Below are 25,737 nucleotides of genomic sequence, written 5' to 3' on the forward strand. Positions count from 1 at the left end.
GCAGCGGCGGACCGGGACATCTCCGGGCTGGACGAGCTGCGCGAGCACGCCTTCTCGGCGAGCCTGGTGGCCGCAGATCGTGGTGACCGATGACGAGGGGTTACCGCCCTCGTCAACGCGCAGGCTGAGGTCGCGTTCGGACTGTCCGAACGCGACATCGGCCGCGGCAGCGCGCGGCTGATGATGGGGAAACCACGCCACCGGCGTGAGATCCGGCCCGACCGACCGCGCCCCCGTCAGCCCGACTGCGGGTCGCTGTCGTCGTGCTGGTCGCCGCTTGACGTGCCCTGCTCGCCGCGCAGGGTTTCGCGCTGGGCCTCGGGGGTGTCGCCGTGCGGGTCCTCGCCCTCGGCCGCGTCCGTCGGGTGCTGTGTGCGGTCCTGGGACGTCATCTCGAATCCTCCTCCGGGGTCCGTTCCGGAGGCGGTTACCCCGCCGGTTCCCGTTCAACCGCCCTTACCTTCGTCCGTTTGCGCCGATCTTCGCCGGGTAGCCCGGGGCGACGCGGTTGTCCCCCGGCGAGTGCGCCGGGCCGCGGTGAGGTGAAGGAGACCGAGATGACCACGTCGGCGGAACCCGTCCGCCCGGGCCCCTTGGCCGCCCGGCCCGTCGTCCTTTCGCCCGCGCCGCGGCTGCTGCGGCTGCCGGGCGTCTACCGTCCCCAGGAGGACACCGCCCTGCTCGCCGCGGCGATCGGCGACCTCGCGATCCCGCCGGGCGCACGCGCCCTCGACCTCTGCACGGGCACCGGCGCCCAGGCGCTCACGCTCGCCCGCCGCGGCGCGGAAACCGTGCTGGCACTGGACCTTTCCCGGCGCGCCCTCGCGTCGGTCCGCCTCAACGCCCTCACCCGCGGCCTGCGCATCCGGCCCCGCCGCGGCGACCTCACGACCGCGCTGGGGGAGGGGCCGTTCGACGTCGTCGTCGCCAACCCGCCGTACGTGCCGTCCCCGGCCGCGACGGTCCGGTCGACCCGCGGCTGGGACGCGGGCCCGGACGGCCGCGCCGTCCTCGACCCGCTCTGCGGCCGGGCCCGCACGCTCCTGCGGCCCGGCGGCACGATGCTGATCGTCCAGTCCCGGCTGTCCGATGTGGACAAGTCACTGGAAATGCTGACCGCGCAGGGTCTTCGGGCCGAGGTGGACCGCAGTGCCCGTATCCCGTTCGGCCCGGTCCTGTCCGGACGGACGGAGTTCCTGGAGGCCGCCGGCCTGATCGAGCCGGGGCAGCGGATGGAGGAGCTGGTGGTGCTGCGTGCCGTCCGCTGAGCGCCCCCGCCGCGTCACCGTCGTCCCGGGTGGACCGGTCCTCGTCGAGGGACCGGTCGAGCTGTGCACCCCGGACGGCGAGGTCGTCACGTCCGACCGGTTCGTCGTCGCGGTGTGCGCGTGCCGCCGGAGCAAGCGGTTCCCCTTCTGCGACACGAGCCACCGCAAACGCGTCCGGGCTCAGCCCGCCGGCTGACGCAGCGAAGACCGCCCGGCGCGCCAGCTCTCCAGCAGTCCCGCGGCGAACCGGCCCTCCAGGAACTCCGTCACCTGGATCCCGAACACGACGTCGGCGGCCAGCTCGGGCTCCTGCTCGAGCAGGTCGCCGAGCACGTCGTGGCGCATCACCTGTTCGTGTACCGCGTCGGCCTCGATGTGTTCCGTGTAGAAGAACCGGCACGCCTCGGGTGCGTTCAGCCGCCGCAACCCCTGGTCCAGCCGCGTCGCCGACGGCGCCGTCGTGATCTCGGCCGCGGCGAAGTGACCGCACAACGCGCCCCGCAACGACCGGTGCAGGCCGAACATCGACATCATGTTGACGACGGCGAGCATCGTGCCCGGAACCTGGTCGATCAGTTCGAGGTAGCCGTCCGGCAATTCCGCTGCGCGCAGCAGATCCGTGTAGAGGCGGGAATGCGCGAGCTCCGCGCGCCCGCCGCCGAACTCGTCGAACTCCACCGCCACCAGGGCCGCCTTGGCCCGGCCGCGCAGCCGCGGGATCACCCACGCGTGCGGGTCGGCTTCCTTGTGGTGGTAGATCGAGCGGTGCGTGAAGTACTCGCGCACGTGGTTCCAATCGCCGTGGTCGCGCAGGAAGTGCGACACGCCTTCGGCGTCGAGCGGTTCGACGAGCATTGCGTCGAGTTCGGCGGTGACGTCGTCGCCACCCGGCACGTTTTCCCGCAGTGCGGCCAGGAACCGCGCCTCCAGCGCCCCGCGCAGCCGCAGCAGTTCCGGGTCCCACTCCCAGTCGGCCGAGACGCCCGGCAGGCCCTGGTAGTGCAGTTCGTAGCACAGGTGCAGGGCGAGCTGGACGTCGTCGCCGAGGGGATCGGCGTCCGCCAGGCCGTCGAAGCTCAGGTCCGCACGCGGCTGCTCGCGCAGCAGCGTCTGCAGGACGGACCTCGAGAGCGGACCGCGGGACGCCGGCAGCGTGGCAGCGGCGGTGAAGGTCGTCATGGCCGGGGTTTACCCGGTCAGCCGCGTTCCATGCCCCGGCGGCACGGTCCGCGCGGTGAGCCACCGCACCGCCTCCGCCGTGCCGCGCCCGGCGACCGCGCGCTGCTGCACCGAACCGGTCCCGTCGGCGCGCAGCGCCGCGACGAGCGCCTGGACCTCGGCCAGGTCCCCGTTGTCATCGAGCGCCGTCCGGACGTGGTCCAGCAGTGCCTCGACCCGCGACCACGCCGGGCCGCGCGTCTCTTCCAGCGGATCGACGAGCAGGCCGGTCACTCCGTGGCGCGCGGCGGCCCACACCGCGGCCGCGGCCACTTGTGGTGACAGCGGCACGGCTTCGCGTCCGGCGGCCAGGTCGTCGAGCGCCCGCCGCACCAGCGCCCGGCTCAGCAGGGCCTGCAGCACGGCGTGGTCGACGGTCAGCGCGGTGTCGGCGACGCGGAACTCGACCGTCGGGAACCGGCCGGACACGCGGGCGAGCCAGAACGTCTGATCGGGGTCGACGAGCGCGCCGCAGTCGACGAGCGTGCCGACCGACCGCCGGTACTCGGCGTGGTCCCGCAGGTGCGGCGCGACGCCGGAACCGGGGAAACGGGACTGCAGGACCATCCGCCAGCTGTGGTAGCCGGTATCGCGCCCGTGGTCGAACGGCGCGTTGGCCGACAGCGCCAGCAGGGTGGGCAGCCAGCGGCCGAGGTGGTTGACGACCGCGACCGCCGTGTCGGGATCGGCGACCCCGACGTGGACGTGGCAGCCGCAGGCCTCGTAGTCGGCGACGAGCGCGCCGTAGGCCGCGTCGATGTCGGCGTAGCGGCCGGTCGCCGCGGGCGGCGGCGTGGCCGGTCCGGGCCCGACGGGCGTCCCGGTGGCCAGCAACGCGCAGTCCTCGGCGGCGGCCGCGCCGGCCAGCACCCGCCGGGCCGCCGTCAAGTGGTCACGCAGCTCGCCGGCGGTGGTGCAGACGCCGCTGGCGGCCTCGATCTGCGTGAGCCGCAGCTCGCGGTGCACCCGGACGCCGTCCGGCAGCGGACCGTGGTGAGGGTAGCGCGCCAATACCTGCTCCGCGCCCGGCGAAGCGTGCCCGGTACGCGGGTTGACCAGCAGGAACTCCTCTTCGACGCCCATCGTGGGCGGGCCGTCGGACATGGGCGGGCTCCTTCCGCGCGGGCGCTCGGCGGTGGTTACCCGCTCGGCCGCCGGAAATGCGCCCGGGCCCGGCGTTTGTTTCGCCGTCGGCGGGCCGGGGGTATCTCCGACCCATGACAACTCACGAGCGTCCGAGCCTGGTCGGAGCCGATCCGCCGCCGACGCACCGGCTGCCGTCGCCCCGCGCCCCGGCCGACCTCCGGAGCAGTCTCCGGTGGAAGTCGTCCGACGCGATCGTCGTCCAGGTCGGCGGCGAAATCGATCTCTGCACCGCCGGGGCGCTCGAAGCGACCTTGACCGAGCACGTCCGCGCCCGCCCCGGTGTCCTACGGGTGGATCTGAGCGAGGTCCGCTTCTTCGGCGCCGCGGGCCTGCGGGTCCTCGTGCGAGCCCACCGGCACGCCGAAGCGGCCGGTGTCCACCTCGTCGTCGACCCGGGCCGCTCCCGCGCCGCCGTCCGCGCACTCCAGCTACTCGACGAACTCGAGGCCCTCCTGCCCTAGCCGGTCAGGAGGTCGACGACCGCGTCCGCCCGGCTCTTCTCCGCGAAGACGCGCCGCTGCCGGTCGGCGCCGCCGCCCTCGGCCACCAGGCGGGCCGTGGTCTCCCGCGCGAAATCCAGGTCCCCGGCCGCTTCCAGCGCCGGCGCGGTCAGCGAGATCAAGTCGTCGAGCACCGCCTTCACCGGCTCCAGATCCCCGGTCCGCGGGTGCGGGCAGGAGCCGGTCACGCCTTCTTTCGACGCCCGCCACAGCCGGCCGCGCAGCACCTCGTTCGACAGCATCGGCGTCGGCCCGCCGTCGGCCAGAGCGGTCGCGACCAGCGCGCGGGCCAGTACCGCCAACAGCACCGCCTCCGTCGGTGTCGCGGCGACGTCGGAGATGCGGAACTCGAGCGTCGGCTGCTTTTCCGAAAGCCGGACGTCCCAGTAGATCATCCCGCGGTCGAGGATCGCGCCACTGCGCAGCCAGCCGTCGACGATGCTTTCGTACTCGTCGAGGGAAGCGAACCGCGGCGGCGGCCCGGCCGAGGGCCACCGGCTCCACTGGTGGTAGCGCCAGCTCGCGTAGCCGGTGTCGTAGCCGTCGACGATCGCGGAATTCGCGGTGATCGCGAGCAACGCGGGCAGCCACGGCCGGACCCGGTTGAGGACTTCGATCCCGCTCGCCTTGTCGGGGATCGCGACGTGCACGTGGCAGCCGCAGGTGAGCGAAGTCCACGCGGTGGCCCCGAAGTGCTCGGCCATCCGCTGGTAGCGTGGGTTCGGCGTGATCTTCGGTGGTTCGGTTTCGGCGAGCGGAGGAGCACCGGCCGGCAGCAGCCGGTAGCCGCGGGTCCGGGCCGCCTTCGCCAGGTCTTCGCGCAGCCCGCTCAGCTGGCGCAACGCTTCGGCGTGGGTGCTGCAGACGTCGGTGGCGGCTTCGGCCTGCGAAAGGTTCAGCTCGTGTTGCAGCTCGCCTTGGACGTCCTCGGCCGCCTCCGCGGCGTCGACGACGTCGTCGCCCGCCTGCGAAAGGTGACCACGCCGATCGACGACGAAGAACTCCTCTTCGACGCCGAAGGTCAGTACGTCTGGGTTCACCGGGATATCTCCTGCGGGTCGGGGAGCCGGAGTGATACCCGGGCACGAGCCTGCGCAAACGGCGTTTTCCCGGGCGGGGAGCGGGTAACCGGGCGCTCATGAACGCTCCCACGCCGTCACTGCTGGCCGCCGACGCCGGGGCCACCGTGCGCCGCCTGGCCCGCTGCGTCGGCGACGGCGAGCTCGACTCACCCGCCGAGATGTACCGCGTGCTGGGCGCCCTGCGGCTGCTCGCGGACGACCTGACCCACCTCCTGCCCGCCCTGCAGGGCCGGCTGGAGGAGGGGCTGCTGTCCGGCCGGGTGACCGGCCACGGCGGCGGCGACGCCGTCGCGGCGACGTGGGACTCGGTGGGGGACGTCGGCCGGGCACTGGCCCACGCCGGGACCGTCGCCCTGCTGATGACGAAGGAACTGGAGAACGCCCAGGTTCCCCTGCGGGACCTGGCCGCACCGTGAGGACACCGATGTCGACCGACGCGATCGTGCTGCTCAAGAACGACCACAAGACCGTGGAGAAGCTGTTCAAGGAGTTCGAGAAGGCGGGTGAGGAGGCGTACGCCGAGAAGCGCCGGCTCGCCGACTCGATCATCGAAGAGCTGACCGTCCACGCGTACATCGAGGAGGAGATCTTCTACCCGGCCGCGCGCGAAGCCGTCCCGGAGACGAAGGACCACGTCCTGGAAAGCGTGGAGGAGCACCACGTCGTCGTGTGGATGCTGTCCGAGCTGCTCGGCATGGACCCGAAGGACGAGACGTTCGACGCGAAGGTGACGGTGCTGACGGAGAACGTCCGCCACCACGTCGAAGAGGAAGAGGACGAGTGGTTCCCGGAGGTCCGTTCGGCGATGGGCCGCAAGAAGCTGCAGGAACTGGGGCAGCGGATGCTCGACGCGCGGGGTGACGCGCCGAAGAATCCCCTGGAGCTCAAGAGCGCCAAGGCTTGACAGGGAACCGGCGAGGGCGGCACTTTCACGTGAAAGTGCCGCCCTCGCCGGCTGGGTGAAACACCCCCGCTGGTGTGACCGTGCGTGGTAGGGGTATTCCCGTGGGCATGGAGTGGCACGAAGAGCTGCACGAGCGCGCCGACGAGCGGGTCGGGGCGCTGGCGGACCGGCTGTGGGCCGTCGCGACCGCATTGCACGAGCGGCCGGAACTGTCCTATGAGGAGCACGCGGCTGCCGGACGGCTGACCGCGGAGCTGGCCGCGGACGGGTTCGCCGTGGAGACCGGCGTGGCCGGGCTGCCCACGGCGTTCGTCGCGCGGGCGGGCAGCGGGCGGCCGTGCGTCGCGCTGCTGATGGAGTACGACGCGCTGCCGGGGCTGGGGCACGCGTGCGGGCACAACCTGATCGCCGCGACCGGGCTCGGCGCCGCGCTGGCGGCGCGCGAGGTGCTGGCGGACGGCCCGGGCACCGTGCTCGCCGTGGGCTGCCCGGCCGAGGAACACGGCGGCGGCAAGGTGGCGCTGGCCGAGGCGGGCGTGTTCGACGACGTCGACGCCGCCCTGATGGTCCACCCCGGAGTGCACTCGTGGTCGTGGGCGCCGCTGACCGCGCAGGTCGAGCTGAAGGTGACCTTCCACGGCCGCGCGGCCCACCCGACCGGCGACCCGGAGGCCGGCATCGACGCGCTGGCCGCGTTGATCCAGGCGTTCGGCGCGATCTCGGCCCTGCGTCAGCGGCTCCCGGCGGGATCGCACGTCCAGGGCATCATCACCCACGGCGGCGAGGCCACGAACATCGTCCCCGACCGCGCGGAAGGCCGCTTCGGCCTCCGCGCGCTGACGACCGACGCGCTGGACCGCCTGGTCGAGGACGTCTCGACGTGCGCCCAGGGCGCGGCCTTGGCGACGGGCGCGAAGGTGGACGTCGAACGCCTCGGGCGCGGGTACGCGCACTTCCGCGACAACCCGGTGCTGTCGGAGCGGTTCACCGAACACCTGGCGGCGTGCGGGATCCACGCGACCCCGCCCGCGCCGGGGGTGTTCCTGGGGTCGTCGGACATCGGCAACGTGAGTGTCCGCGTCCCGGCGATCCACCCGTTCGTGGCGATCACGGCGGAGGAGTACTCGGACCACACGCCGGAGTTCGCGGCGGCCGCGGCGAGCCCACGCGGCCGCTCGGCGATGCTGGCCGCCGCAGCGGCGCTGGCCCGGACGGCGATCGACCTGTCCACCCATCCGGCGCTGGTCAGCCGCGTGTGGGACTGCTTCCGGAACCAGGAGCGGAACGGGCACTGAGCGCGCCCGTCCCGCCCCCGGTTCACGCGACGGAGGTGTAATGCGACGCGTCGCCCTCAAGCGACTCGCTCGGACGCCCATCGATCCCCACCGGAACGTCACCGGCCACCGTGACGCGGTTCAGCCGCCGGGGGAGACCGTCGTAGTTGTCGATCGCGTAGTGCTGCGTGATGCGGTTGTCGAACAGCACCAGCTGGTTCGGCTCCCACGCGACACGCACCACGTTCTCCGGCCGCGTCACGTAGGACTGCAGCAACCGCAGCAAATCCCGTGACTCGCTCACCGACAGCCCCTCGATCCGCTGTGCGAACCCGCCGATGAACAGGCCGCGCTCGCCGGTCGCCGGGTGGACCCGGACCACCGGGTGGACCGTCCGGAACCTGCGCGAGACGAATTGGGTCCGGCGGGCCTGCTCCTTCTCGTCCACCGTCTCCGGCGGCCGGACGTAGTCGTAGTCGTTGGTGTGCACCGCCCGCAGCGTGTCGGCGAACGCCCGCAGCGGCTCCGGCAGGTCCCGGTAGGCCGCGGCCGCGTTCGCGATCAGCGTCTCGCCGCCGTAGGGCGGCACCACCAGGCTGCGCAGCGTGCTGACCTTGGGCGGGTTGAGCACGAACGTGACGTCGGTGTGCCAGTGGTTGGCCCGGCCCAGCTCGCTGTCCACCGGCAGGATCGCCGGGGCGCCGTCGACCGCCGGCACGGTCGGGTGCGCCTTGGTCAGCTCGCCGAAGCGGGCGGCGAACCGCTGCTGGCCCTCGTCGTCCAGTTCGGTGTTGCGGAACACGAGCGCCTTGTGCTCGTGCAGGGCGTCGGCGAGGAACGCCACCTGCGCCGGGTCGAGATCCCCGGCGGGGTCGAGGCCGATGATCTCGGCGCCGATGTTCCCGGTGATCTTGCGGACGTCGGTGCTGATCGCGGTCATGCGGGCTCCTTCACTCGGTTGCGGTTGACGGGACGCGCGAGGCCGTAGTGCTCGCGCAAGGTGGTGCCGGCGTATTCGGTGCGGAAGAGCCCGCGCCGCTGCAGCTCGGGGACGACGAGGTCGACGAAGTCGTCGAGCCCGCCGGGCAGGGTGGGCGGCATGACGTTGAAGCCGTCGGCGGCGCCGCCGGTGAACCACGCCTCCAGCTCGTCGGCGACCTGCACCGGCGTCCCGGCGAAGACGCGGTGCCCGCGCCCGCCCGCCAGCCGCTCCAGCAACTGCCGGATCGTCAGGTCTTCGCGCCGCGCCAGGCCGACGACCAGCTCGAACCGGCTCTGGCCGCCCTCGGTGAAGCTGCCGACGTCCGGCAGCGGGCCGTCGAGCGGGTATCCGGTCACGTCGTGGTCGAGCATCTTCGACAGCTGCCGCAGCCCGTAGTCCGGCGTGATCAGCGCGTTCAGCTCGGCCTCACGCGCGCGGGCCTCGGCTTCGGTGCGGCCCAGGACGGGGGAGATGCCGGGCAGGATCTTGATCTCGTCGCGTGTCCGGCCGTACTTCGCGAGCCGTCCCTTGACGTCGTCGTAGAACGCCTTGCCCTCGGCGAACGTCTGCTGCGCGGTGAAGACGGCTTCGGCGTGCCGGGCCGCGTACTCCTTGCCGGTCTCCGACGAGCCCGCCTGCACGAGCAGCGGATGGCCCTGGGGCGGGCGTTCGATGTTGAGCGGGCCGCGGACCTGGAAGTGCGGGCCGTCGTGCTCGATGGCCCGGATCCGGTCGGTGTCAGCGTAGACGCCGCTCGCGCGGTCGACGAGCGCGGCGTCGTCGTCCCAGCTGTCCCACAGCTTCTTGACGACCTCGATGAACTCCTCCGCACGCTCGTAGCGCGCCGAGTGGGCCGGCCGCTTGGCCAGGTTGAAGTTCCGGGCTTCGTCGACGCCGGCCGAAGTGACGATGTTCCAGCCCGCCCGGCCACCGGAGAGGTGGTCGAGCGAGGCGAACTTCCGCGCCAGGTGGTAAGGCTCGTTGTAGGTCGTGGACGCGGTCGCGATCAGTCCGATGTGGACTGTGCTCGCGGCGAGCGCCGACAGCAGCGTCAACGGCTCGAAGTGGCTGTGGGAGTTGTGCTTGACGTTGCCCCACAACGCGACGCCGTCGGCGAGGAAGAGCGAGTCGAGCTTGCCGCGTTCGGCCGTGCGCGCGATGTCGACGTAGTGCTGCAGCGTCCGGGCCCGGTGCGGGTCGGTCGACGGGTGCCGCCAGGCGGCCTCGTGGTGGCCGTTCGGCATCACGAACGCGTTGAGGTGCATCATGCTTTCTCCTTGGGACGCCAGGTCGAGAACCGCCGTTCGAGGACGACGAAGCCGGCGTTGACGAGCACGCCGAGCACCGAGACCGCGATGATCCCGGCGTACATCTGCTGGATCTGGAAGTTCACCTGGCTGGTGTTGATGAGGTAGCCGAGCCCGGCCTTCGCGCCGACCATCTCGGCCGCCACCAGCACCAGGATCGAATAGGACGCCGCCATCCGGATGCCGGTGAACACCGTCGGCACGGCCGAGGGCAGGATCACCTTCCGGAACAGCCGCGGGCTCGACAACCCCAGCGAGCGGGCCGCCTTCACCAGTAGCGGGTCGACGGTGTTGACGCCGGCGATCGTGTTGAGCAGCACCGGCCACACGCAGGCGTAGACCACGAGCGTCACCTTGGACAGCTCGCCGATGCCCAGCAGCAGCGTGAACACGGGGAGCAGCGCGAGCGCGGCGGTGTTGCGGGCCAGTTCCAGCAGTGGCTGCAGGAACCGCGCGACCGGGCGGTACCAGCCGATCAGCAGCCCGAGCGGCACCGCGACCGCGACGGCGATCGCGAACCCGGCGGCCGACCGGCCGACGCTCGCCAGGAGGTGGTCGGCCAGTTCGCCGTCGAGCGCGAGGTCCCACAGCGCCTGCAAGTCCTCCGAAAGCGGCGGGAGGAACGTCCGCGTGCCCTCGTCCAGGACGAACCGGGGGACCAGCTCCCACAGCAGGACGAACAGGACGACCGCGGCGGACGCGTGCACCGCGCGCGTGAGTTTCCCGGCGAACCGGCGGGGTTTCGGCGGCGGGGCCGCCGGTCCGGTGTGGACGGTCGGGGCTTCGAGGGTGGTGGTCATCGGGCCGCGCTCCGTTCGTGTTCGGCCGCCTTGCGGACCTCGTCGTGCAGCAGTTCCCAGAGCCGGTGGCGCTGCCGCCCGAACGCCGGGTCGGACCGGACGTCACCGGAGCGGTCGCCGAGCTCGACGTCGACGACGGCCTTGAGCCGCCCGGGCCGTGACGTCAGCACGGCCACCCGCTGTCCCAAGTAGACGGCTTCGTCGATGCCGTGGGTGATGAAGACGATCGTCTTGCCGGTGCGGCGCCAGATCCGCAGCAGCTCGTCCTGCAGCTGTTCGCGGGTCTGCGCGTCGAGGGCGGCGAACGGCTCGTCCATCAGCAGCACGGCGGGGTCGTAGGCGAGGCTGCGGGCGATCGCGACCCGCTGCTTCATCCCGCCGGACAGCTCGTGCGGGTAGCGGTCCTCGAACCCGGAAAGCCCGACCAGGGAAAGGTATTCGAGGGACCGCTCGGCCCGCTCCCGCTTGCCGAGCGGGCCGCCTTCGAGGCCGAACTCGACGTTGGCGCGGGCGGTGCGCCACGGGAACAGCGCGTACTGCTGGAAGACGACCCCGCGGTCGAGCCCGGGGCCGCGCACCGGTTCGCCGTCGATGACGACTTCACCGGACGTCGGGGTGGTGAGCCCGCCGAGCAGGTCGAGCAGCGTCGACTTTCCCGACCCGCTCGGCCCGACGAGGGAGAGGAAGGTGCCGTCGGCGACGTCGAGGGAGACCTCGTCGAGGGCGGTGAGCGCGCCGAAGGTCTTGGTGACCGACCGGATGCTGATCACTTCGTCACCGCCGGGGCGCCGTCGCGGTAGGGGTTGAACTCGTTGGTGTAGAGCTTCGAGGTGTCGATCCGGTCACCCTTGATGTAGCCCTGCTGCTTGAGCCACGGCTCCCAGAGCGTGTAGTCCTGGTCGGCGATCAGGCCGCCGTGGGTGATGCCGACGCTCTTCCAGTACTTGAGCGTGCCGGTGTTCTCATTGCGCCCGCGGGCTTGGATGATCCGGGTGAAGCGGGCGATCACCTGTTCGCGCGGGGTGGTGCGCTCCCACTCGATCGCCTTCGCCACGGCGGCGACGAAGATCTTCGTGGTTTCCGGGTACTTCTTGATGAAGTCGGTGCGCAGCACGTACGGGCCGCCGTTGTACGGGCCGAACGCACCGACATCGCTGAAGATCGGCCGGACGCCGCCGGTGGCGAGCGCGTGGTCCTGGAGGATCCCCTGCAGGGCGACGACGTCGAGCTGGCCGTTGCGCAGCGCCTGCTCGGCGTTGACCGGCGGGATGACGACCAGCTGGACCTGCTTGATCTCGTCGTCGGACAGGCCCTGGTTCTTCAGCCACGTGTCGAGCGCGGCTTCGAGGTTCGCGCCGGCGGTGTTGACGCCGACCTTCTTGCCGATCAGGTCGCGGGCGGTCCGGATCGGACTGTCCTCTTCGGTGTAGTAGCCGATGAACGCCTTGTCGTCGGAACCGTAGTAGTTGACGACCGCCTTGACGGGCGCGCCCGCTTCGACCAGCTTGACGACCGCGCCGGTGAAGGCGCCGCCGAAGTCGGTCTGGTCGGTGGCCGCGGACTGGATGTCCTGCGGGCCGCTGATCGTGTTGCCGACCCACTTCAGCTTGACCGGGCCGAAGTAGCCCAGATCCTCGGCGAGTTCGGGCAGGGTCACGGAGTTGGCGCTCCCTTGGTAGCGCAGCTCGAGCTTCTCCGGCTGCCCGGGGGGCCCGGTCGCCGTCGCCGACGCGCAGCCGGCCAGCAGCGCGGCGGCGAAGGCGAGCAGGGGCAAGGTTTTCTTCACGGTGGTGTCGTCCGTTCCGGGAGTCGGCGGGGATACCGCAATTGTTCGCGGCCGTCGGGCGGACGGTCAATTTTGCGAGTTCGTGAAATAACTCGGGTCTTCGTAGAGGAGGTCGAGCAGGACCGCGCCGCCGGCGGTGGCCAGCTCCGTGCCCGGGAAGCTCGTTCCCACAACGGTTTCCGCGCTGTCAAGGCGGCGGGAGCGCGCGCCGACCTCGTCCCGGATGGCGGGAAGGCAGCTCGGCACGACCGCGATGCTCCGGTCGACCACCACGAGCACGGCCGGGTTGAGCACGTCGAGCAGCAGTGCGGCCGCCTGGCCGATGAGCCGCGCGCGGTCGTGGAACATCCGCACCGCCTCGGAATCGCCGTGCGCGGCGAGCGCGAGCAATTCCGGAAAGGGCAGGCCCGCTTTGCGCGCGAGCGTCGCTTCCGAGACGGTGGCTTCGAGACAGCCGGTGCGCCCGCAGCGGCACGGCTCGGCGCTGTCGTCGACCGGCAGGTGCGCGACCGCGCCCGCGGCCGAGCGCGGTCCGTGGTGCACGGTGGCGCCGGTGGCGAACGCGGAGTCGACGACGTTGCCGGTGAACAGCTGCACGACACTGTCCCGCGCGCGCGGGTGCCCGAAGAGCCGCTCGGCGTGCACGAGCGACCGCGCGTGCCCGTCGACCGCGACGGTGAGCCCGGTCGACGCAGTGAGCAGGTCGCGCACCGGGACGTCCCGCCAGCCCAGCAGCGGGTGGTCGACCACCGTGCCGGAGGCCCGGTCGACCCAGCCGCCGGTGGCGACGCCGAGCCCGAGCGGCTCGCGGTCCGGGGCGTGCCCGAGCAGCAGGTCGTCGAGGATCTCGGCGGCACGCGCGAGCAGGTCTTCGGCGGCCAGGCCGTCGTGCGGTTCTTCGTGCTGCACCAGGACATTGCCGCGCAGGTCGAGCAGCGCGACGGTCGCGTGGTGCACGGCGACGTGCAGCGCGCCGGCGACGTGCCGCCCGGTGTCGAGGTCGACCGGCACGTGCGGCCGCCCGACGCCGCGCTTCCCGGTTTCCGGGAGTTCCCGCAGCAGCCCGCGCCGGAGCAGCTCGGCGGTGTGCCCGGTGACGGCCGCGGCGGAGAGCCCGGTCCGCCGCGCGATGGTGCTGCGGGCGATCGGCCCTTCGTCGAGGACGGCCCGCAGGACGGAGCTCGCGGCGGCACTGCGCCGGGCGCCGCGTCCATCCGTCCTCTGTGGACCGTCGGCCACCGCCGTCATGGCCCGATGGTGGCAGACGCGGCGGCGCGAGCCCAGCGTGCTCAGCATGCGGGCACCGCCTCCGGCGGCTGCCGCCGTGGCGCGCTTCGGGTGGGTGCTTGACGGCGGTGGTGGGGGTTGCGGCCGGGTCGGTGGGTGGGTAAGGCGCGGCGAGACGAGGAGTGGACGCCCGGCGCGACTGGCGGCGGGCGCGGGAGCCCAGCGCGTCCAGGATGTGGGGCTTGACGCATACCCATATGGGCATATGATTGCTCCCGTGGCACGAGCAGCGACGACCGCCGACACCTTCAACGCCGTCGCCGAACCCCGGCGGCGCCAGATCCTCGACGTCCTGATGGCGGGCGAGCGGTCCGTCGGCGACCTCGTCGACGTGCTCGGCCTCGCTCAACCGCAGGTGTCCAAGCACCTGCGCGTCCTGCGGGAGGTGGGTGCGGTGGACGTGCGCGGCGACGGCCGGCAGCGGCTCTACCGGCTCAACGGCCCGGCGCTGAAACCCATCCACGACTGGGTCAAGCGCTACGAGCGGACGTGGGCCGAGCGGTTCGACCTGATGGACGAAGTCCTCGAAGAACTCAAGGAACAGGAGAAGTGACGTGGAGATCACCACCCCCGCCGAGGACCAGATCCTCATCACGCGCGAGTTCGACGCGCCGAAGCACCTCGTCTACCGCGTCTGGACCACCCCGGAGCTGGTGCGGCGCTGGTGGAGCGGCCACCGCGGGACCACCACCGAAGTCGAGCTGGACCTGCGGCCCGGCGGTCGCTGGCGGTACGTGATCAAGACGAACGACGGCGCCGAGGTCGGCTTCCACGGCGAGTACCGCGAGATCGTGCCGGACGAGCGGATCGTCTACACCGAGGTGTTCGAGCTGCCCGGCGTGGACCTCGACTCCGTGGACGGCCCGCTCAACACCGCCACCTTCACCGCCCTGGACGGCGACCGGACGCGGCTCGAGCTGCTGACCGTGACCGGCAGCCGGGAGCTGCGCGACACGATCCTGCAGTCCGGCATGGAGGTCGGCGTCCGGGAGCAGATGGTGATCATCCAGGAGCTGGCGGACTCCCTGCGCTAGCCGCGCGCAGGAACCGTTCGCCCGTCTTCGCCAGCTCGGCGGCCAGGTCCGGCGCGTCGAGCACCTCGAAGTCGACCTCGAGCAACCCGAGGTACAGCCCGAGCATCTGGGCGTTGTCGGAGCCCACTTCCGCGACGCAGCGGTCCGGCGTCTCGGGAGTCACGTCGACCGCGATCGGCAGCCGGGCCCGCACGTAGGCCTCGGAAGCGTGCAGACGCACCTTCGCGTGGAACCGCCACGTCGCCGCCCCGACGCTGCGCTGGACGAACTGCGCGACGTCCCCCTCCGGCGCCTCGCGCGGGGTGAAGCGCGGCCCGTTCGGCACCTTCGGCGTCATCCGGTCGACGCGGAACGTGCGCCAGTCGTCCCGCGCGGTGTCCCACGCGACGAGGTACCAGCGCCGGCCCCAGCTGACCAGCCGGTGCGGCTCGACGTCGCGGCGGCTCGGCGCGCGGGTGTGGCTCGTGTAGTCGAACCGGAGCCGCTCGGCCGCCCGGATCGCCGCCGCGATCGCCGTCAGCACGTCGGCGTCGACCGCCGGGCCGCCGCCCGGCACCGCGACCGTCGCGGCCTGCAGTGCGTGCACCCGGTGCCGCAGCCGGGAGGGGAGCACCTGCTCCAGCTTCGCCAGCGCCCGCACCGACGTCTCGGCGATCCCGGCGACACCGGTGGCCGTCCGCAGTCCGACCGCGACGGCCACCGCTTCGTCGTCGTCCAGCAGCAGCGGCGGCAGCTGCGCACCCGCGCCCAGCCGGTAGCCGCCCTGGACGCCGGGGAAGGCCTCGACCGGGTAGCCGAGGTCGCGCAGCTTCCCGACGTCGGTGCGGACGGTGCGCGCGGTGACCCCCAGCCGTTCGGCGAGATCGGCGCCGGTCCAGTCGCGTCGGGTCTCGAGCAGCGACAGCAGCCGCAGCAGGCGGGCGGAGGTCTGCAACATTTTCCGAGGATCGCACGAATCGCGGAAGAAAGTCTTCCGCAATGGTTTCTACCGTACCGCTCATGACGAACCCCTTCCGCATCGAGATCCCGCAGACCGAGCTCGACGACCTGCACCGCCGCCTCGCCGGGGCCCGGTTCGCCGACCCCGTCCCCGGCGACGAGCCGGACTGGTCGCGCGGCATGCCCACCGCCGCCGTGCGCGAGCTGGCCGAGTACTGGCGCGACGGCTTCGACTGGCGCGCGCAGGAGGCGGCGCTCAACGCGTTCCCGCAGTTCACGACCGTGATCGACGGCCAGACCATCCACTACCTGCACGTCCGGTCGCCGCGAGCCGACGCGGTGCCGCTGCTGCTCACCCACGGCTACCCCAGCTCCTTCGCCGAGTTCCTCGACGTCATCGGGCCGCTGACCGAGCCGGGCGCGGACGCGTTCCACGTCGTCGTCCCGTCGGTGCCCGGCTTCGGGTTCTCGACGCCGCTGAGCGGCCCGGGCTGGGAGCTCGCCCGGACGACGGACGCGTTCGCCGAGCTGATGACGCGCCTCGGCTACGACCGCTTCGCCGCGCAGGGCGGCGACATCGGCGCCGGCGTCACCGGGCGGCTCGCCGCGGTGTATCCCGGCCGCGTGATCGGCACCCACGTCACCAGCGACCGCGGCACGATCGCGCTCGCGGGCGAGCAGCTGCCGTTGCCGGAGAACCTGTCCGACGCCGAACAGTCCGAACTGGACGCGGCCCGGGCGGCCTGGGTCGCCGGCCGCGGCTACCTCGACCTGCAGTCCCACAAGCCCGAGACGATCGCGGCCGCGCTCACCGACTCCCCGGTCGGGCAGCTGGCCTGGATCGCGGAGAAGTTCGAGGCGTGGACCGGCGCGACCGGCGTCGATCGCGACCGGCTGCTGACGAACGTGAGCATCTACTGGTTCACCCGCAGCGGCGCGTCCGCGGCCCGGTTCCTGTACGAGGCCGCCCACTCGGCGCACGGGTGGCTGGCGCCGTCGGACGTCCCGGCGGGCTGGGCGGTGTTCGACAGCTCACCGGTCGTCCGGCGGATCATGGACCCCGACGAGAAGATCGCGCACTGGTCGGACTTCGCCGAGGGCGGCCACTTCGCGGCGATGGAGGAGCCGGAGCTGCTGGTCGAGGACATCCGCACGTTCTTCCGCGGCTGTCGTGAGTGGTGATTCGGGTTAGAACCCGAATTCCCACTCACGACCGGGGGCGGTGGGCCAGAATCAGCGCGTGCAGTTCGCGATCCTCGGGCCGGTCGAAGCCCGCCGTCCCGATGGGACCGTCGTCGCCCTCGGTGGTCCGCAGCTGCGGGGGTTGCTCGCGCTCCTCGCCCTCGATGCCGGACGCGTTGTCAGTGCCGAGCGGCTGATCGACGGCCTGCACGGCGACCAGCCGCCCGAGGGGGCCGCCGAAGCGCTGCAGTCCCAGGTCTCGCGGCTGCGGCGCCGGCTGCGGGACGGCGGTGCGCCCGACGGGCTCGTCGAGTTCACGCCGGCCGGGTACCGGCTCGCCGTCGACCCCCAGGACGTCGACGTCCACCGCTTCGAACGCCTCACCGCCGAAGCGCGCGAGACATCCGATCCGGGTGGGAAACACGCGCTGTTCGCCGAAGCGCTGGGACTCTGGCGCGGGCCGGCGCTCGACGGTCTCGCCGACCCGCCCCGCGCGGCCCGGCTGGCCGAACTGCGCCTGGCCGCGACCGAGGACCGCGTCGAGGCCGATCTGGTGCTCGGGCACCACGAGGTCGTCGTCGCCGAACTCCGCGAGCTGACCCGGGAACACCCGCTGCGCGAACGGCTCGCCGCCCAGCTGGTGCGCGCGCTGCACGGCAGCGGCCGCTCGGCCGAGGCCCTCACCGTGTTCGCCGAGACGCGGGAGCGGCTCGCCGACGAGCTGGGCGCGGACCCGTCGCCCGAGCTGGCGGACGCGCACGCCGCCGTCCTGCGCGCCGCCGCTCCGGCCCCGGCGCGGCGGGTTCCGGTGCCGCTCACCGGGTTCGTCGGCCGGAGCGAACTCGACCGGCTGACGACGGCCTTGGCCACCGCCCGGCTCGTCACGCTCACCGGACCCGGCGGCGCGGGCAAGACCCGGCTCGCCATCGAAGCCGCGACCGGCGACGCCTGCTTCGTCGAACTGGCGACGACGACCGACGTGCCCCGGGCCGTGCTCACCGCGCTGGGCCTGCGCGAACAGGGCGTGCTGGCCCCGGGCGCGGCCGAGGACCCGGCCGACCGCCTGGCCACCGCCCTCGCCGACCGGCCGCTGCTGCTCGTCCTCGACAACTGCGAACACGTCGTCGCCGCGGCCGCGCGGCTCGTCCGGCGGCTGCTCGCCGGGTGTCCCGGCCTGCGCGTGCTCGCCACCAGCCGCGAACCCCTCGGCCTGACCGGCGAGACGCTGGTGCCGGTCGGCTCGCTGCCGGTGGACGCGGCGGCGAGGCTGTTCACCGACCGGGCCGCGGCCGTCGCTCCCGGCGCGGAGCTCGACCCGGGCGCGGTGACGCGGATCTGCGCCGCCCTCGACGGCCTGCCGCTGGCGATCGAGCTGGCCGCCGCGCGCCTGCGGTCGCTGCCGGTGGCCGACGTCGCCGCCCGGCTCGGCGACCGCTTCCGGCTGCTTTCACGCGGCGACCGGACCGCCGAGCCGCGGCACCGGACCCTGCGCGGCGTCGTCGAATGGAGCTGGGACCTCCTCGAACCGGACGAGCGGCGGCTCGCGGGCCGGTTCGCGGTGTTCGCCGGCGGCGCGCGGCTCGACGCGGCTGAGCGCGTCTGCGCCGAGCCCGACGCCGACGTCCTGCTCACCGGGCTGGTCGAGAAGTCCTTCGTCGAGTTCGCCGGCGGCCGGTACCGGATGCTGGAGACGATCCGGGCGTTCTGCGCCGAGCACGGCGCCGACCGGCGCGCGGAGCACGCGAAGTTCTTCCTCGACTTGGCCCGCGCGGCCGAGCCGAAGCTGCGGGGCGCGGAGCAGCTGAGCGCCCTGGACGCCCTGACCGCCGAGCACGCCGACCTGACCGCGGCGTTGCGCTGGAGCACCGCCGAAGACCCGGAGACCGCGGTCCGGCTCATCGCCGCACTGACCTGGTACTGGTGGCTGCGGGGCCGGCGCGGCGAGGCGACACCGTTCGCGGACGCCGTCGTCGCCGCCTTCGGTGCCGAGCCACCGCCCGGGCTGGCCGAGGAGTACGTGGTCTGCCTGATCCACGCGTCGGCCACCGACGTCGAGCCCGAGCCGATCCTGCGGGAGCTCGAGGGGCCGCTGCGCCACCCGTACCTCTTCCTGCTGTGGGCGTTTTCCCCGCGTACCAAGGTGACCGACGGCGAACGGCTGGCCGCGCTGGTCGGCGACGACCCGTGGTCGCGGGCGTTCACGCGCATCGGCGACGGCCTCGGCGCCCAGTACCGCGGCCGGATCGAAGAAGCCGAGACGCACTTTTCGGCTGCGTTGCAAGGGTTTCGCGCCCTCGGTGACCGCTGGGGCGAAGCGAGCGCGCTGGAGAAGCTCGCCGAGTTCGCGGACTGGCGCGGCGACCACGCGCGGTTCCGCGAGCTGATGGACGAGTCCGTCCGGCTGGCCGGTGAGCTGGGTTCCTTCGAAGACGCGGCCGACCTGCTCTGCCGTCGCGCCGACGGCGTCCTGCGCACCGGCGACGTCGAAACCGCCCGCGCTGACTACGAAACCGCCGCCGAACAGGCGCGCGCGGCCGGCACGCCGGTGACGCTCGCGCGGGCCCGTGGCGGCCTCGGCGAGATCGCGCGGCGCGCGGGCGACCTGCCCGAGGCCCGGCGCTGGTACACCGCGGCCCTCGGCCTGGCAGCGGGCTCGGTCACCGGCGGCGAGACGCGGATCCGGCTCCACACGGGCTTCGGCTGGACCGCCGTCGCCGAAGGCCGGCTCGACGAGGCGACCGAACTGCACCAGGAGGCACTGGCCACCGCGCTCGAACACGCGAACCTGCCGGGCGTGGCCCAGGCGGTCGAAGGCCTGGCCGGCGTCCTCGCCGCACGAGAGGAGGACGAACGGGCCGCGTTCCTGCTCGGCGTCGCGGTCGGGCTGCGCGGCGCGCCCGTCGCCGGCGACCCGGACGTGGCGGGCGTGACCGGCCGGGTGCTCTCGCGCATCGACGCCGAGGCGTACGGCAAGGCGTTCGACCGCGGCCGCGAAATGCCTCCTGAGCAGGCGTTGAGCGAGTTCGGTCAGCGGCGGTTCGCGCTCGGTTCGTGAGCGGTCAGCGGCCGCGCCCACAGTCCGGGGCATGACGAAGACGATCCTGATCTCCGGCGCCGGCGTCGCCGGCCCCGCCCTCGCCTGGTGGCTGCACCACCACGGCTTCCGCCCCACCGTCGTCGAGCGCGCGCCGAGCCTGCGCGAAGGCGGCTACAAGGTCGACATCCGCGGCGTCGCGGTCGGCGTCGTCCGCCGGATGGGTCTTCTCGACGAGGTGCACGCGGCGAGCACCGACATGCGCGGCGCGGCGTTCGTGAACAAGCGCGGCAAGGAGATCGCGACGCTCGACGCCGACACGTTCGGCTTCCGCCACGGCGACGACACCGAGATCCTGCGCGGCGACCTCGCGAAGATCCTCTACGACGCGACCCGCGAGCACACCGAGTACGTGTTCGGCGACTGGATCACCGGCCTGGACGAGCGCGCCGACGGCGTCCACGTGACGTTCGCCCACGGGGCACCGCGCCGGTTCGACCTGGTCGTCGGCGCCGACGGCCTGCACTCCGGCGTCCGCGCGCTCGTGTTCGGCCCGGAGGAGGACTTCCTGCGCCGGTTCGACGCCTACATCTCGATCTTGACCGTGCCCAACACGCATCAGCTGGACCGCTGGGAACTGCTGCACTCGGCGGCCGCGGGCAAGATGGTGAACGTCTACAGCACCGCCCGCGCCGACGACGCGAAGGCGGCGTTCTGGTTCAGCGCCCCGCCGCTGAGCTACGACCGCCGGGACGTCGAGGGCCAGAAGGACCTGGTCGCCGACCAGTTCGCCGGCCTGGGCTGGGAAACCGCCGCGCTGCTCGCCGCGATGCGCGAAGCCGGCGACTTCTACTTCGACCCGGTGTGCCAGATCGTCATGGACCGCCTCTCGGCCGGCCGCGTGACCCTGCTGGGCGACGCGGGGTACTGCCCCTCGCCGGCGTCGGGACAAGGTACGAGCCTCGCGTTGGCGGGTGCGTACGTCCTGGCGGGCGAACTGGCGGCGGCAGCCGGCGACCACACGGTGGCGTTCGCCGCCTACGAGCGCGAGATGCGGCCGTACATCGAGAAGAACCAGGCGCTGGCGAAGACGGCGTTGCGCGGGATCATTCCGCAGTCGCGCGCGTTCGCGTGGTTCAACACCCGGATGATCAAGCTGATGCCGTACCTCCCGGGCCGCAACCGCGTCCTGGAGCAGATGGCCCGCCCGATCCGTGAGGCGGCGAACGCGTTGGTGCTCAAGGACTTCACTTCTTCAGCGGATCGTGCCCCCAGTTCATGAGCGAGTATCGCCAGGTCGTCTCCTGCACGTCCCCGGACGGCCGCTGCGCGAGGTGGCGGTGGACGTAGCCGACGACCTTGCGCATGTGGGCGAGGTCGTCGGCGGAGACGTCGTCCTTCTTCTTGTTCAGGATGCCGATGATCCGCCGGCCGGACTCGTGCCCGACGGACTCCCCACCGTTCTTGTGCTGCCCGGCGTCCTTGGACTCGTCGGTCTGGAGCCACTCTTCGAGCTGCTTGGCGGTCATGTTGACGTTCTCGCCGAACTCGCGGCGGGTCTCTTCGTCGTCCATTCGGGACGCATACCCGCTGCGAACAGGGGTATGCCCACCCGAGGAGGTGGTTCTCGTGAGCAAGGACTTCAAGAAGGGCGACCGCGTCCGCTGGGACGCGGGCAACCAGAGTTCCGTCGGGACGGTCGAGGAGAAGATCACCAAGGACACCCATGCGGGCAAGCGGGACGTCAAGGCGTCGCCGGAGGAGCCGCAGTACCTGGTGAAGAGCGAGAAGACCGGGAAGACCGCGGTGCACCACCCGGACAAGCTGCACAAGGCCTAGCTGTTCGCGAGGTACTTCCGGGTCCACTCCGCGAAGGTGGTCAGCGGGATGCCGAGCGCCCGGGCGAACTCGGGGCGCGCGGGGTGGCCGACCTCGTTCTGCCACTCGTGCCGGACGGCGAACGACGGCGCTCCCGCGGCGATCGCCTGCTCGGCCGTCATGTCCGGGGCCGTCAGCTCGACGCCGAGCGCGTGCGACAGGACCTCGGCGACCTCCGTCATGGTCATCAGCTCGCTCGCCAGCTCCAGCTCCACGCCGTCGAAGCGCGCCGGGTCTCCGAACGCGGCGGCCGCCGCCGCGCCGATGTCGTCGACCGCGACGAGGGCCAGCTCGGTCGCGGGCTTGATGGTCGTGACGAGCCGGCCGTGCGGCAGGAGGAACGACGGCGGCAGGAAGTTCTCCATGAAGAACCCGGGCTTGAGCAGCGTCCAGTGCGCGAAGCCCGCGTCGCGGACGCGGTCCTGGATCGCCGTCTTGGTTTCCATGTAGTGCTCCATCGACGCCCAGCGGCCCTCCGCCCAGCCGGGCACGGACCGGTGCTGCCCGGCGCCGGAGACGGACGTGTGCACGAACTGCGGCACCCCGGCGTCGCGGGCGGCGTCGACGAGGTTGCGGCCCTGGACCCACTCGGAGTCGCCGTCGAGGTTCGTCAGGTCGGGCATCTGGACGGAGAACACGCCGCGCACGCCCTTCACGGCGGGCGCCAGCGAGGCCGGATCGTAAAGATCGCCCTGCACGATTTCGGCGCCTGACCTGCGGAGAGCCTCCGCTTTGCCGGGGTTTCGCACGAGCGCGCGGACGGGCACGCCGGCCTTCAGGAGGGCGCGCGCGGTGGCGCCGCCTTGCTTGCCGGTGGCGCCGGTGACCAGGACGGGGGACATGGGAACTCCTCGGACCGATAAGTGGCGGGGCCCGCCACTTCGTGCTCGCTACACTAGCGACTAAGTGGCGGCCCCCGCCACTTCCTGTTCCGGAGGTGGTCCGTGCCGCGGTCCGACGCCCGCCGCAACTACGCGCGCATCCTCGCCGTCGCCGAGGAGGAGGTCGCCGCGCGCGGCGCCGACGCGTCCCTGGAGCAGATCGCCCGGACGGCGGGCGTCGGCTCGGCGACGGTCCGCCGCCACTTCCCGACCCGGCCGGCGCTGCTGGAGGCGGTGTTCCGGCGGCAGCTGGACGCGCTGGCCGAGCGGGCCCGCTCACTGGCGGAGGCGCCGGACGCCCGCACGGCCCTGCTGGACTGGCTGCGCGCGTTGACGACCTACGCGGCGACGGCCCGAGGGCTGGCGACGGCGCTGGTCCGCGACGAGGAGTCGATGGCGCACGCGTGCTCGACGACGATGACGGCGGCGAGCGAGCCGCTGGTCCGCCGAGCGGCCGAGGCGGGCGCGGTCGGCGCGGACGTCACGGCGGCGGACCTGATCGCGGTGGTGACGGGGATCGTGCTGGCCACCGAGCACCACCGCGCCCCGGCGGCCGAGGCGCAGCGGTTGCTGGAGCTGGCGGTGCGGGGGATCAGCCCGGCGCGCTGAGCCGGTGGGGCCGGCCGCCGCGCTCGCGAATCAGGGTCGCCGTGAACCGCACCCTCATGGGCGTTCGGAAGCCGTGAGCCAGTGGTGCAGCGCCCACCACGAGCGCACCGCGTCCAGGACCCGGCCGCCCGTGTTCTCCGCCCACGGCAACGGTGTCAGCTCCGCCAGCCGGTCCAGCCGGTACCGGACCGTGTTCGGGTGCAGGTGCAGGGCTTCCGCCGTCGGGCGCAGGCGCTGGCCGTGGTCGAGGTACGCCAGCGCCGTCGCCGCCAGCTCGCGGTGGAACGGGTTCGCCGGATCCAGCGCGCCGAGCAGGGCCGTCGTCAGCAGGTCGGCCAGCAGGGGCTGGGCCGTCAACGCGATCTCGCCCGCCAGTGCCGTCACGTCGTGGTAGCCGGGGCCGGCGATGCGCGCCGCCGCCGTGCAAAGCCGGTGCACCTCGCGCAGTGCCGGCAACGCCGCCGGGGGCGCGACCACCAGCGAAGCACCTTCGAAGAGCGCGACCCCGGCCGGTGACCGCACGGCCAAGCCGGTCAGCCGGCCCTCGACCAGCCCGTACACCCCGCCGAACGCCAGCAGCGCCTGCTCCAGCGTCCGCGCCTGGGCCGGGTCGCTGACGTCCGACACGACGCAGAAGTACCGGACGTCCGGGTGCAGCCCCGCCCGCCGGAGCTCCTCGGGCGTCGGCGGGTGCCCCGAAAGCAGCAACGTCCGCAGCAGCTGCGTCCGGGCGTCGCGCACCGTGCGGGACAGCTGGAGCTCGGCCGCGTGGTAGCCCTTGACGATGTGGTGCTCCAGCGCCCCGGTGTAGCGGTCGGCGTCGAGGACGGTTTCGAGGATGAGCTCGTCGGGCACGCCCGCCGCCCGGGCGCGCGCGACCGCGACGCGAGCCGCGTGCGTGCGGCCGGCCTGGACCCCGCGCAGCAGTCCGGTGAGCGGGACACCCTGCGCCGCGCGGTCGGCGCCGAGCGCCTCGGCGGTGGTGTAGTCCTCTCGCGCCGGGCCGTCCGGGCTCGCCGTCGCCCGCAACGCCGCGGACAGCAGCACCTGGATGTGCCGCCGGTTTTCGGCCTCCGGCAGGCGTGCGACCTCGGGCGACTCGCTGCGCGCCGCCTTGACGAGCTCGTCGAGCACGGTCTCGTCCGCGGCCAGCTCGTCGAGGATCCGGCGGAGCAGCGGCGTCACCGGGCACCTCCCGAAACCGTTGTGGCACCGCCACAACCGGGCACCGGCGACGTTGGGCGGCCGACCCTACCGGACGGGCTCCGGTACCCGGTTATCGTGGCGATACCGGACAGTAACCCCTGTCCAGCGCAAAAACCACCGCCGCACCTGTTCAGCGTCGAAAGGTGTTTCCCGTGCGCACTTCCCCGAGAACCCGCCGACGGCGGTCCTACCTCTCGCGCCTGGCGTACCCGACCTCCGCCGTCGCCCTGCTGGCGACCGGCGCGGCGGTGCCCGCGACCGGCGCGCCCGCGGCGCTGCGGGAGGTGATGTTCGTCGGCAACAACTGGGAGGGGACGGCCGACGTCATCGCCTCGCGCGGCTCCTTCGCGAAGATCGGGCGCGTGAACATCATCCCGGACAAGGACGACCGGCTCCGCGAGATCTACCTGAACCCGATCAAGCTGGCGTTCTTCCTCGGTATCCGCAACGGGCCGGGGGAGGGGCACGACCAGTTCGTCGACGACATGTACACGACCCCGGACGGGGCGTCGGTGGTGGCGTCGCGGCCGAGCTTCGCCGACGTCGTCTCGATCAGCCTGGCCACCGGCCGGATCAACTGGCGCTTCCCGGTTTCCGGCTTCCGCGCCGACCACATGGCGGTTTCGCCGGACGGCCGCCGCGTCGCCGTCTCGGCCTCGACGTCGAACACCGTGCACGTGCTGGACATCGTGACCGGGCAGCAGGTCGGCTCGTTCGCCACCGGGGACAAGCCGCACGAGAACGTCTTCACCGGCGGCGGCCGGTACCTGTGGAACATGTCGATCGGCAACGTCGACACGAACCTCGACGACCCCGGCTGGGACTTCACCAAGGGGGACCGGCACATCACGGTCGTCGACACCACGACCTTCCGGCAGGTCAAGGTGATCGACATGCGCGACCGCCTCGACGCCTTCGGGCGCCGCGACCTCTCGGACGCCGTCCGGCCGGTCGCCTTCACCCCGGACGAGTCCAAACTGTACTTCCAGGTGTCGTTCTTCAACGGCTTCCTGGAGTACGACGTCGCGACCGACAAGATCACCCGGCTCAAGGAGCTGCCGAAGAACCCGGCCACGAGCGACGACCGCACCACGTTCGTCAACGACTCCCGCCACCACGGCATGTCGATGAACCCGGCGGGCACCAAGCTCTGTGTCGCCGGGACGATGGACGACTACGCCACGGTCGTCGACCGCGCGACCCTGCAGCAGGGCGCGCTGGTGCCGGCGGTGAAACCGTACTGGGCCACGGTGAGCGGCGACGGCAGCGCGTGCGTCATCTCCGAGGCCGGCGCGGACCAGGTGACGGCGATCGACTTCGCGACGGGGCAGAAGCTGGTTTCGGTGCCGGTGGGTGACCACCCGCAGCGGGTCCGCATCGGCCACGTCCCCGAGGGCTGGACCGGCCCGGCCGCCTGAGC

At 72.6% G+C, this 25,737-nt stretch carries 28 protein-coding genes; 14 read left to right on the forward strand and 14 right to left on the reverse strand.

Annotation, left to right across the window (positions count from 1 at the left end; all coding sequences use genetic code 11):
• Nucleotides 1-236: 236 nt before the first annotated feature.
• Complete coding sequence (locus tag BLV96_RS49670) at nucleotides 237-392, reverse strand: hypothetical protein (protein ID WP_167379520.1); 156 nt, start codon at nucleotides 390-392, stop codon at nucleotides 237-239.
• A gap of 165 nt (nucleotides 393-557) precedes the next feature.
• Between BLV96_RS49670 and BLV96_RS03280 the strand changes: the two genes are divergently transcribed.
• Nucleotides 558-1,268: a methyltransferase gene (locus BLV96_RS03280; protein WP_086681870.1), complete on the forward strand. Its 711-nt coding sequence runs from the start codon at nucleotides 558-560 to the stop codon at nucleotides 1,266-1,268.
• On the forward strand, nucleotides 1,255-1,464 hold the full coding sequence (locus tag BLV96_RS03285) for a CDGSH iron-sulfur domain-containing protein (RefSeq protein WP_086681867.1): 210 nt from the start codon (nucleotides 1,255-1,257) through the stop codon (nucleotides 1,462-1,464). Before BLV96_RS03280 ends, BLV96_RS03285 begins: the two co-directional genes overlap by 14 nt.
• Here the strand turns inward: BLV96_RS03285 and BLV96_RS03290 are convergent.
• Together BLV96_RS03290 and BLV96_RS03295 are read right to left on the reverse strand one after the other, a co-directional pair.
• Nucleotides 1,449-2,447 carry an iron-containing redox enzyme family protein gene (locus BLV96_RS03290; RefSeq protein WP_086681864.1) on the reverse strand — a complete coding sequence of 333 codons (999 nt, stop codon included), beginning with the start codon at nucleotides 2,445-2,447 and terminating at the stop codon, nucleotides 1,449-1,451. The genes BLV96_RS03285 and BLV96_RS03290 overlap by 16 nt on opposite strands.
• Before the next feature lie 9 nt (nucleotides 2,448-2,456).
• A complete protein-coding gene (locus BLV96_RS03295) occupies nucleotides 2,457-3,590 on the reverse strand; it encodes a carboxylate-amine ligase (RefSeq protein ID WP_086681861.1) in 1,134 nt (377 codons plus the stop codon).
• A gap of 113 nt (nucleotides 3,591-3,703) precedes the next feature.
• Here BLV96_RS03295 and BLV96_RS03300 point away from each other — a divergent pair, with 113 nt between their 5' ends.
• Complete coding sequence (locus BLV96_RS03300; RefSeq protein WP_086681857.1) at nucleotides 3,704-4,093, forward strand: STAS domain-containing protein; 390 nt, start codon at nucleotides 3,704-3,706, stop codon at nucleotides 4,091-4,093.
• Here BLV96_RS03300 and BLV96_RS03305 read toward each other — a convergent pair.
• Nucleotides 4,090-5,172 carry a carboxylate-amine ligase gene (locus tag BLV96_RS03305; RefSeq protein ID WP_167379521.1) on the reverse strand — a complete coding sequence of 361 codons (1,083 nt, stop codon included), beginning with the start codon at nucleotides 5,170-5,172 and terminating at the stop codon, nucleotides 4,090-4,092. The genes BLV96_RS03300 and BLV96_RS03305 overlap by 4 nt on opposite strands.
• A gap of 98 nt (nucleotides 5,173-5,270) precedes the next feature.
• Here BLV96_RS03305 and BLV96_RS03310 point away from each other — a divergent pair, with 98 nt between their 5' ends.
• The 3 genes from BLV96_RS03310 (at nucleotide 5,271) to BLV96_RS03320 (ending at nucleotide 7,413) form a co-directional block, all read left to right on the forward strand.
• The gene (locus BLV96_RS03310; RefSeq protein ID WP_091388728.1) at nucleotides 5,271-5,630 is read left to right on the forward strand and encodes a hypothetical protein; all 360 of its coding nucleotides are present in this window, start codon (nucleotides 5,271-5,273) and stop codon (nucleotides 5,628-5,630) included.
• Between the two features lie 8 nt (nucleotides 5,631-5,638).
• Entirely contained in the window at nucleotides 5,639-6,118 is a 480-nt protein-coding gene (locus tag BLV96_RS03315; RefSeq protein WP_086679121.1) for a hemerythrin domain-containing protein, read from the forward strand.
• 107 nt (nucleotides 6,119-6,225) lie between these two features.
• Nucleotides 6,226-7,413, forward strand: coding sequence for an amidohydrolase (locus BLV96_RS03320; RefSeq protein WP_086679122.1), 1,188 nt, complete (start codon nucleotides 6,226-6,228; stop codon nucleotides 7,411-7,413).
• Between the two features lie 22 nt (nucleotides 7,414-7,435).
• On the opposite strand, the gene BLV96_RS03325 is transcribed toward BLV96_RS03320, so the two are convergent.
• From BLV96_RS03325 to BLV96_RS03350, 6 genes are all read right to left on the reverse strand, one after another.
• A complete protein-coding gene (locus BLV96_RS03325; protein ID WP_086679123.1) occupies nucleotides 7,436-8,332 on the reverse strand; it encodes a TauD/TfdA dioxygenase family protein in 897 nt (298 codons plus the stop codon).
• Nucleotides 8,329-9,642 (reverse strand): LLM class flavin-dependent oxidoreductase, encoded by a 1,314-nt coding sequence (locus BLV96_RS03330; protein ID WP_086679124.1) that lies wholly within the window; start codon nucleotides 9,640-9,642, stop codon nucleotides 8,329-8,331. Before BLV96_RS03330 ends, BLV96_RS03325 begins: the two co-directional genes overlap by 4 nt.
• A complete protein-coding gene (locus BLV96_RS03335) occupies nucleotides 9,639-10,481 on the reverse strand; it encodes an ABC transporter permease (RefSeq protein WP_086679125.1) in 843 nt (280 codons plus the stop codon). Before BLV96_RS03335 ends, BLV96_RS03330 begins: the two co-directional genes overlap by 4 nt.
• The gene (locus BLV96_RS03340; RefSeq protein WP_086679126.1) at nucleotides 10,478-11,251 is read right to left on the reverse strand and encodes an ABC transporter ATP-binding protein; all 774 of its coding nucleotides are present in this window, start codon (nucleotides 11,249-11,251) and stop codon (nucleotides 10,478-10,480) included. Before BLV96_RS03340 ends, BLV96_RS03335 begins: the two co-directional genes overlap by 4 nt.
• On the reverse strand, nucleotides 11,248-12,267 hold the full coding sequence (locus BLV96_RS03345) for an ABC transporter substrate-binding protein (RefSeq protein ID WP_086679127.1): 1,020 nt from the start codon (nucleotides 12,265-12,267) through the stop codon (nucleotides 11,248-11,250). Before BLV96_RS03345 ends, BLV96_RS03340 begins: the two co-directional genes overlap by 4 nt.
• A 66-nt stretch (nucleotides 12,268-12,333) precedes the next feature.
• The gene (locus BLV96_RS03350) at nucleotides 12,334-13,515 is read right to left on the reverse strand and encodes an ROK family protein (protein WP_091388857.1); all 1,182 of its coding nucleotides are present in this window, start codon (nucleotides 13,513-13,515) and stop codon (nucleotides 12,334-12,336) included.
• A 256-nt stretch (nucleotides 13,516-13,771) separates the two neighbouring features.
• Here BLV96_RS03350 and BLV96_RS03355 point away from each other — a divergent pair, with 256 nt between their 5' ends.
• Both BLV96_RS03355 and BLV96_RS03360 read left to right on the forward strand, forming a co-directional pair.
• A complete protein-coding gene (locus tag BLV96_RS03355; RefSeq protein WP_091388729.1) occupies nucleotides 13,772-14,107 on the forward strand; it encodes an ArsR/SmtB family transcription factor in 336 nt (111 codons plus the stop codon).
• A 1-nt stretch (nucleotide 14,108) separates the two neighbouring features.
• Nucleotides 14,109-14,588, forward strand: a complete 480-nt coding sequence (locus BLV96_RS03360; protein ID WP_086684580.1) for an SRPBCC family protein — start codon at nucleotides 14,109-14,111, stop codon at nucleotides 14,586-14,588.
• Here BLV96_RS03360 and BLV96_RS03365 read toward each other — a convergent pair.
• The gene (locus BLV96_RS03365; protein WP_086684604.1) at nucleotides 14,557-15,525 is read right to left on the reverse strand and encodes a helix-turn-helix transcriptional regulator; all 969 of its coding nucleotides are present in this window, start codon (nucleotides 15,523-15,525) and stop codon (nucleotides 14,557-14,559) included. The two genes, BLV96_RS03360 and BLV96_RS03365, sit on opposite strands and share 32 nt — an antisense overlap.
• Nucleotides 15,526-15,587: 62 nt before the next feature.
• Here BLV96_RS03365 and BLV96_RS03370 point away from each other — a divergent pair, with 62 nt between their 5' ends.
• From BLV96_RS03370 to BLV96_RS03380, 3 genes are read left to right on the forward strand one after another with little or no spacing between them, the layout of a single operon-like run.
• On the forward strand, nucleotides 15,588-16,709 hold the full coding sequence (locus tag BLV96_RS03370) for an epoxide hydrolase family protein (protein ID WP_208608123.1): 1,122 nt from the start codon (nucleotides 15,588-15,590) through the stop codon (nucleotides 16,707-16,709).
• Nucleotides 16,710-16,767: 58 nt separating this feature from the next.
• Complete coding sequence (locus tag BLV96_RS03375; RefSeq protein ID WP_086674793.1) at nucleotides 16,768-19,764, forward strand: ATP-binding protein; 2,997 nt, start codon at nucleotides 16,768-16,770, stop codon at nucleotides 19,762-19,764.
• A 31-nt stretch (nucleotides 19,765-19,795) separates the two neighbouring features.
• Nucleotides 19,796-21,025, forward strand: coding sequence for an FAD-dependent monooxygenase (locus BLV96_RS03380; RefSeq protein WP_086674786.1), 1,230 nt, complete (start codon nucleotides 19,796-19,798; stop codon nucleotides 21,023-21,025).
• Here the strand turns inward: BLV96_RS03380 and BLV96_RS03385 are convergent.
• The gene (locus BLV96_RS03385) at nucleotides 20,991-21,317 is read right to left on the reverse strand and encodes a DUF3140 domain-containing protein (RefSeq protein WP_086674785.1); all 327 of its coding nucleotides are present in this window, start codon (nucleotides 21,315-21,317) and stop codon (nucleotides 20,991-20,993) included. The genes BLV96_RS03380 and BLV96_RS03385 overlap by 35 nt on opposite strands.
• 55 nt (nucleotides 21,318-21,372) lie before the next feature.
• Here BLV96_RS03385 and BLV96_RS03390 point away from each other — a divergent pair, with 55 nt between their 5' ends.
• Entirely contained in the window at nucleotides 21,373-21,582 is a 210-nt protein-coding gene (locus BLV96_RS03390; protein ID WP_244180024.1) for a hypervirulence associated TUDOR domain-containing protein, read from the forward strand.
• Here BLV96_RS03390 and BLV96_RS03395 read toward each other — a convergent pair.
• The gene (locus tag BLV96_RS03395; protein ID WP_086674784.1) at nucleotides 21,579-22,463 is read right to left on the reverse strand and encodes an NmrA/HSCARG family protein; all 885 of its coding nucleotides are present in this window, start codon (nucleotides 22,461-22,463) and stop codon (nucleotides 21,579-21,581) included. The two genes, BLV96_RS03390 and BLV96_RS03395, sit on opposite strands and share 4 nt — an antisense overlap.
• Nucleotides 22,464-22,565: 102 nt before the next feature.
• Here BLV96_RS03395 and BLV96_RS03400 point away from each other — a divergent pair, with 102 nt between their 5' ends.
• On the forward strand, nucleotides 22,566-23,111 hold the full coding sequence (locus tag BLV96_RS03400; protein ID WP_086674783.1) for a TetR/AcrR family transcriptional regulator: 546 nt from the start codon (nucleotides 22,566-22,568) through the stop codon (nucleotides 23,109-23,111).
• A gap of 54 nt (nucleotides 23,112-23,165) precedes the next feature.
• Here BLV96_RS03400 and BLV96_RS03405 read toward each other — a convergent pair whose 3' ends face one another.
• Nucleotides 23,166-24,296, reverse strand: coding sequence for a helix-turn-helix domain-containing protein (locus tag BLV96_RS03405; protein ID WP_086674782.1), 1,131 nt, complete (start codon nucleotides 24,294-24,296; stop codon nucleotides 23,166-23,168).
• Between the two features lie 173 nt (nucleotides 24,297-24,469).
• Here BLV96_RS03405 and BLV96_RS03410 point away from each other — a divergent pair, with 173 nt between their 5' ends.
• Entirely contained in the window at nucleotides 24,470-25,735 is a 1,266-nt protein-coding gene (locus tag BLV96_RS03410; protein ID WP_086674781.1) for a YncE family protein, read from the forward strand.
• Nucleotides 25,736-25,737 lie beyond the last annotated feature (2 nt).

Origin of the sequence: Amycolatopsis pretoriensis (assembly GCF_900107925.1) — a bacterium.
Taxonomy (GTDB): domain Bacteria; phylum Actinomycetota; class Actinomycetes; order Mycobacteriales; family Pseudonocardiaceae; genus Amycolatopsis; species Amycolatopsis pretoriensis.

Excerpts from the sequence above, each read along its gene's own strand:
- BLV96_RS03315 (WP_086679121.1), top strand. The coding sequence starts at position 5,639 with ATGTCGACCGACGCGATCGTGCTGCTCAAGAACGACCACAAGACCGTG.
- BLV96_RS49670 (WP_167379520.1), bottom strand. The coding sequence starts at position 392 with ATGACGTCCCAGGACCGCACACAGCACCCGACGGACGCGGCCGAGGGC.
- BLV96_RS03320 (WP_086679122.1), top strand. The coding sequence starts at position 6,226 with ATGGAGTGGCACGAAGAGCTGCACGAGCGCGCCGACGAGCGGGTCGGG.
- BLV96_RS03300 (WP_086681857.1), top strand. The coding sequence starts at position 3,704 with ATGACAACTCACGAGCGTCCGAGCCTGGTCGGAGCCGATCCGCCGCCG.
- BLV96_RS03280 (WP_086681870.1), top strand. The coding sequence starts at position 558 with ATGACCACGTCGGCGGAACCCGTCCGCCCGGGCCCCTTGGCCGCCCGG.
- BLV96_RS03395 (WP_086674784.1), bottom strand. The coding sequence starts at position 22,463 with ATGTCCCCCGTCCTGGTCACCGGCGCCACCGGCAAGCAAGGCGGCGCC.
- BLV96_RS03365 (WP_086684604.1), bottom strand. The coding sequence starts at position 15,525 with ATGTTGCAGACCTCCGCCCGCCTGCTGCGGCTGCTGTCGCTGCTCGAG.
- BLV96_RS03335 (WP_086679125.1), bottom strand. The coding sequence starts at position 10,481 with ATGACCACCACCCTCGAAGCCCCGACCGTCCACACCGGACCGGCGGCC.
- BLV96_RS03330 (WP_086679124.1), bottom strand. The coding sequence starts at position 9,642 with ATGATGCACCTCAACGCGTTCGTGATGCCGAACGGCCACCACGAGGCC.
- BLV96_RS03325 (WP_086679123.1), bottom strand. The coding sequence starts at position 8,332 with ATGACCGCGATCAGCACCGACGTCCGCAAGATCACCGGGAACATCGGC.
- BLV96_RS03350 (WP_091388857.1), bottom strand. The coding sequence starts at position 13,515 with ATGACGGCGGTGGCCGACGGTCCACAGAGGACGGATGGACGCGGCGCC.
- BLV96_RS03310 (WP_091388728.1), top strand. The coding sequence starts at position 5,271 with ATGAACGCTCCCACGCCGTCACTGCTGGCCGCCGACGCCGGGGCCACC.
- BLV96_RS03290 (WP_086681864.1), bottom strand. The coding sequence starts at position 2,447 with ATGACGACCTTCACCGCCGCTGCCACGCTGCCGGCGTCCCGCGGTCCG.
- BLV96_RS03385 (WP_086674785.1), bottom strand. The coding sequence starts at position 21,317 with ATGGACGACGAAGAGACCCGCCGCGAGTTCGGCGAGAACGTCAACATG.
- BLV96_RS03295 (WP_086681861.1), bottom strand. The coding sequence starts at position 3,590 with ATGTCCGACGGCCCGCCCACGATGGGCGTCGAAGAGGAGTTCCTGCTG.
- BLV96_RS03380 (WP_086674786.1), top strand. The coding sequence starts at position 19,796 with ATGACGAAGACGATCCTGATCTCCGGCGCCGGCGTCGCCGGCCCCGCC.
- BLV96_RS03370 (WP_208608123.1), top strand. The coding sequence starts at position 15,588 with ATGACGAACCCCTTCCGCATCGAGATCCCGCAGACCGAGCTCGACGAC.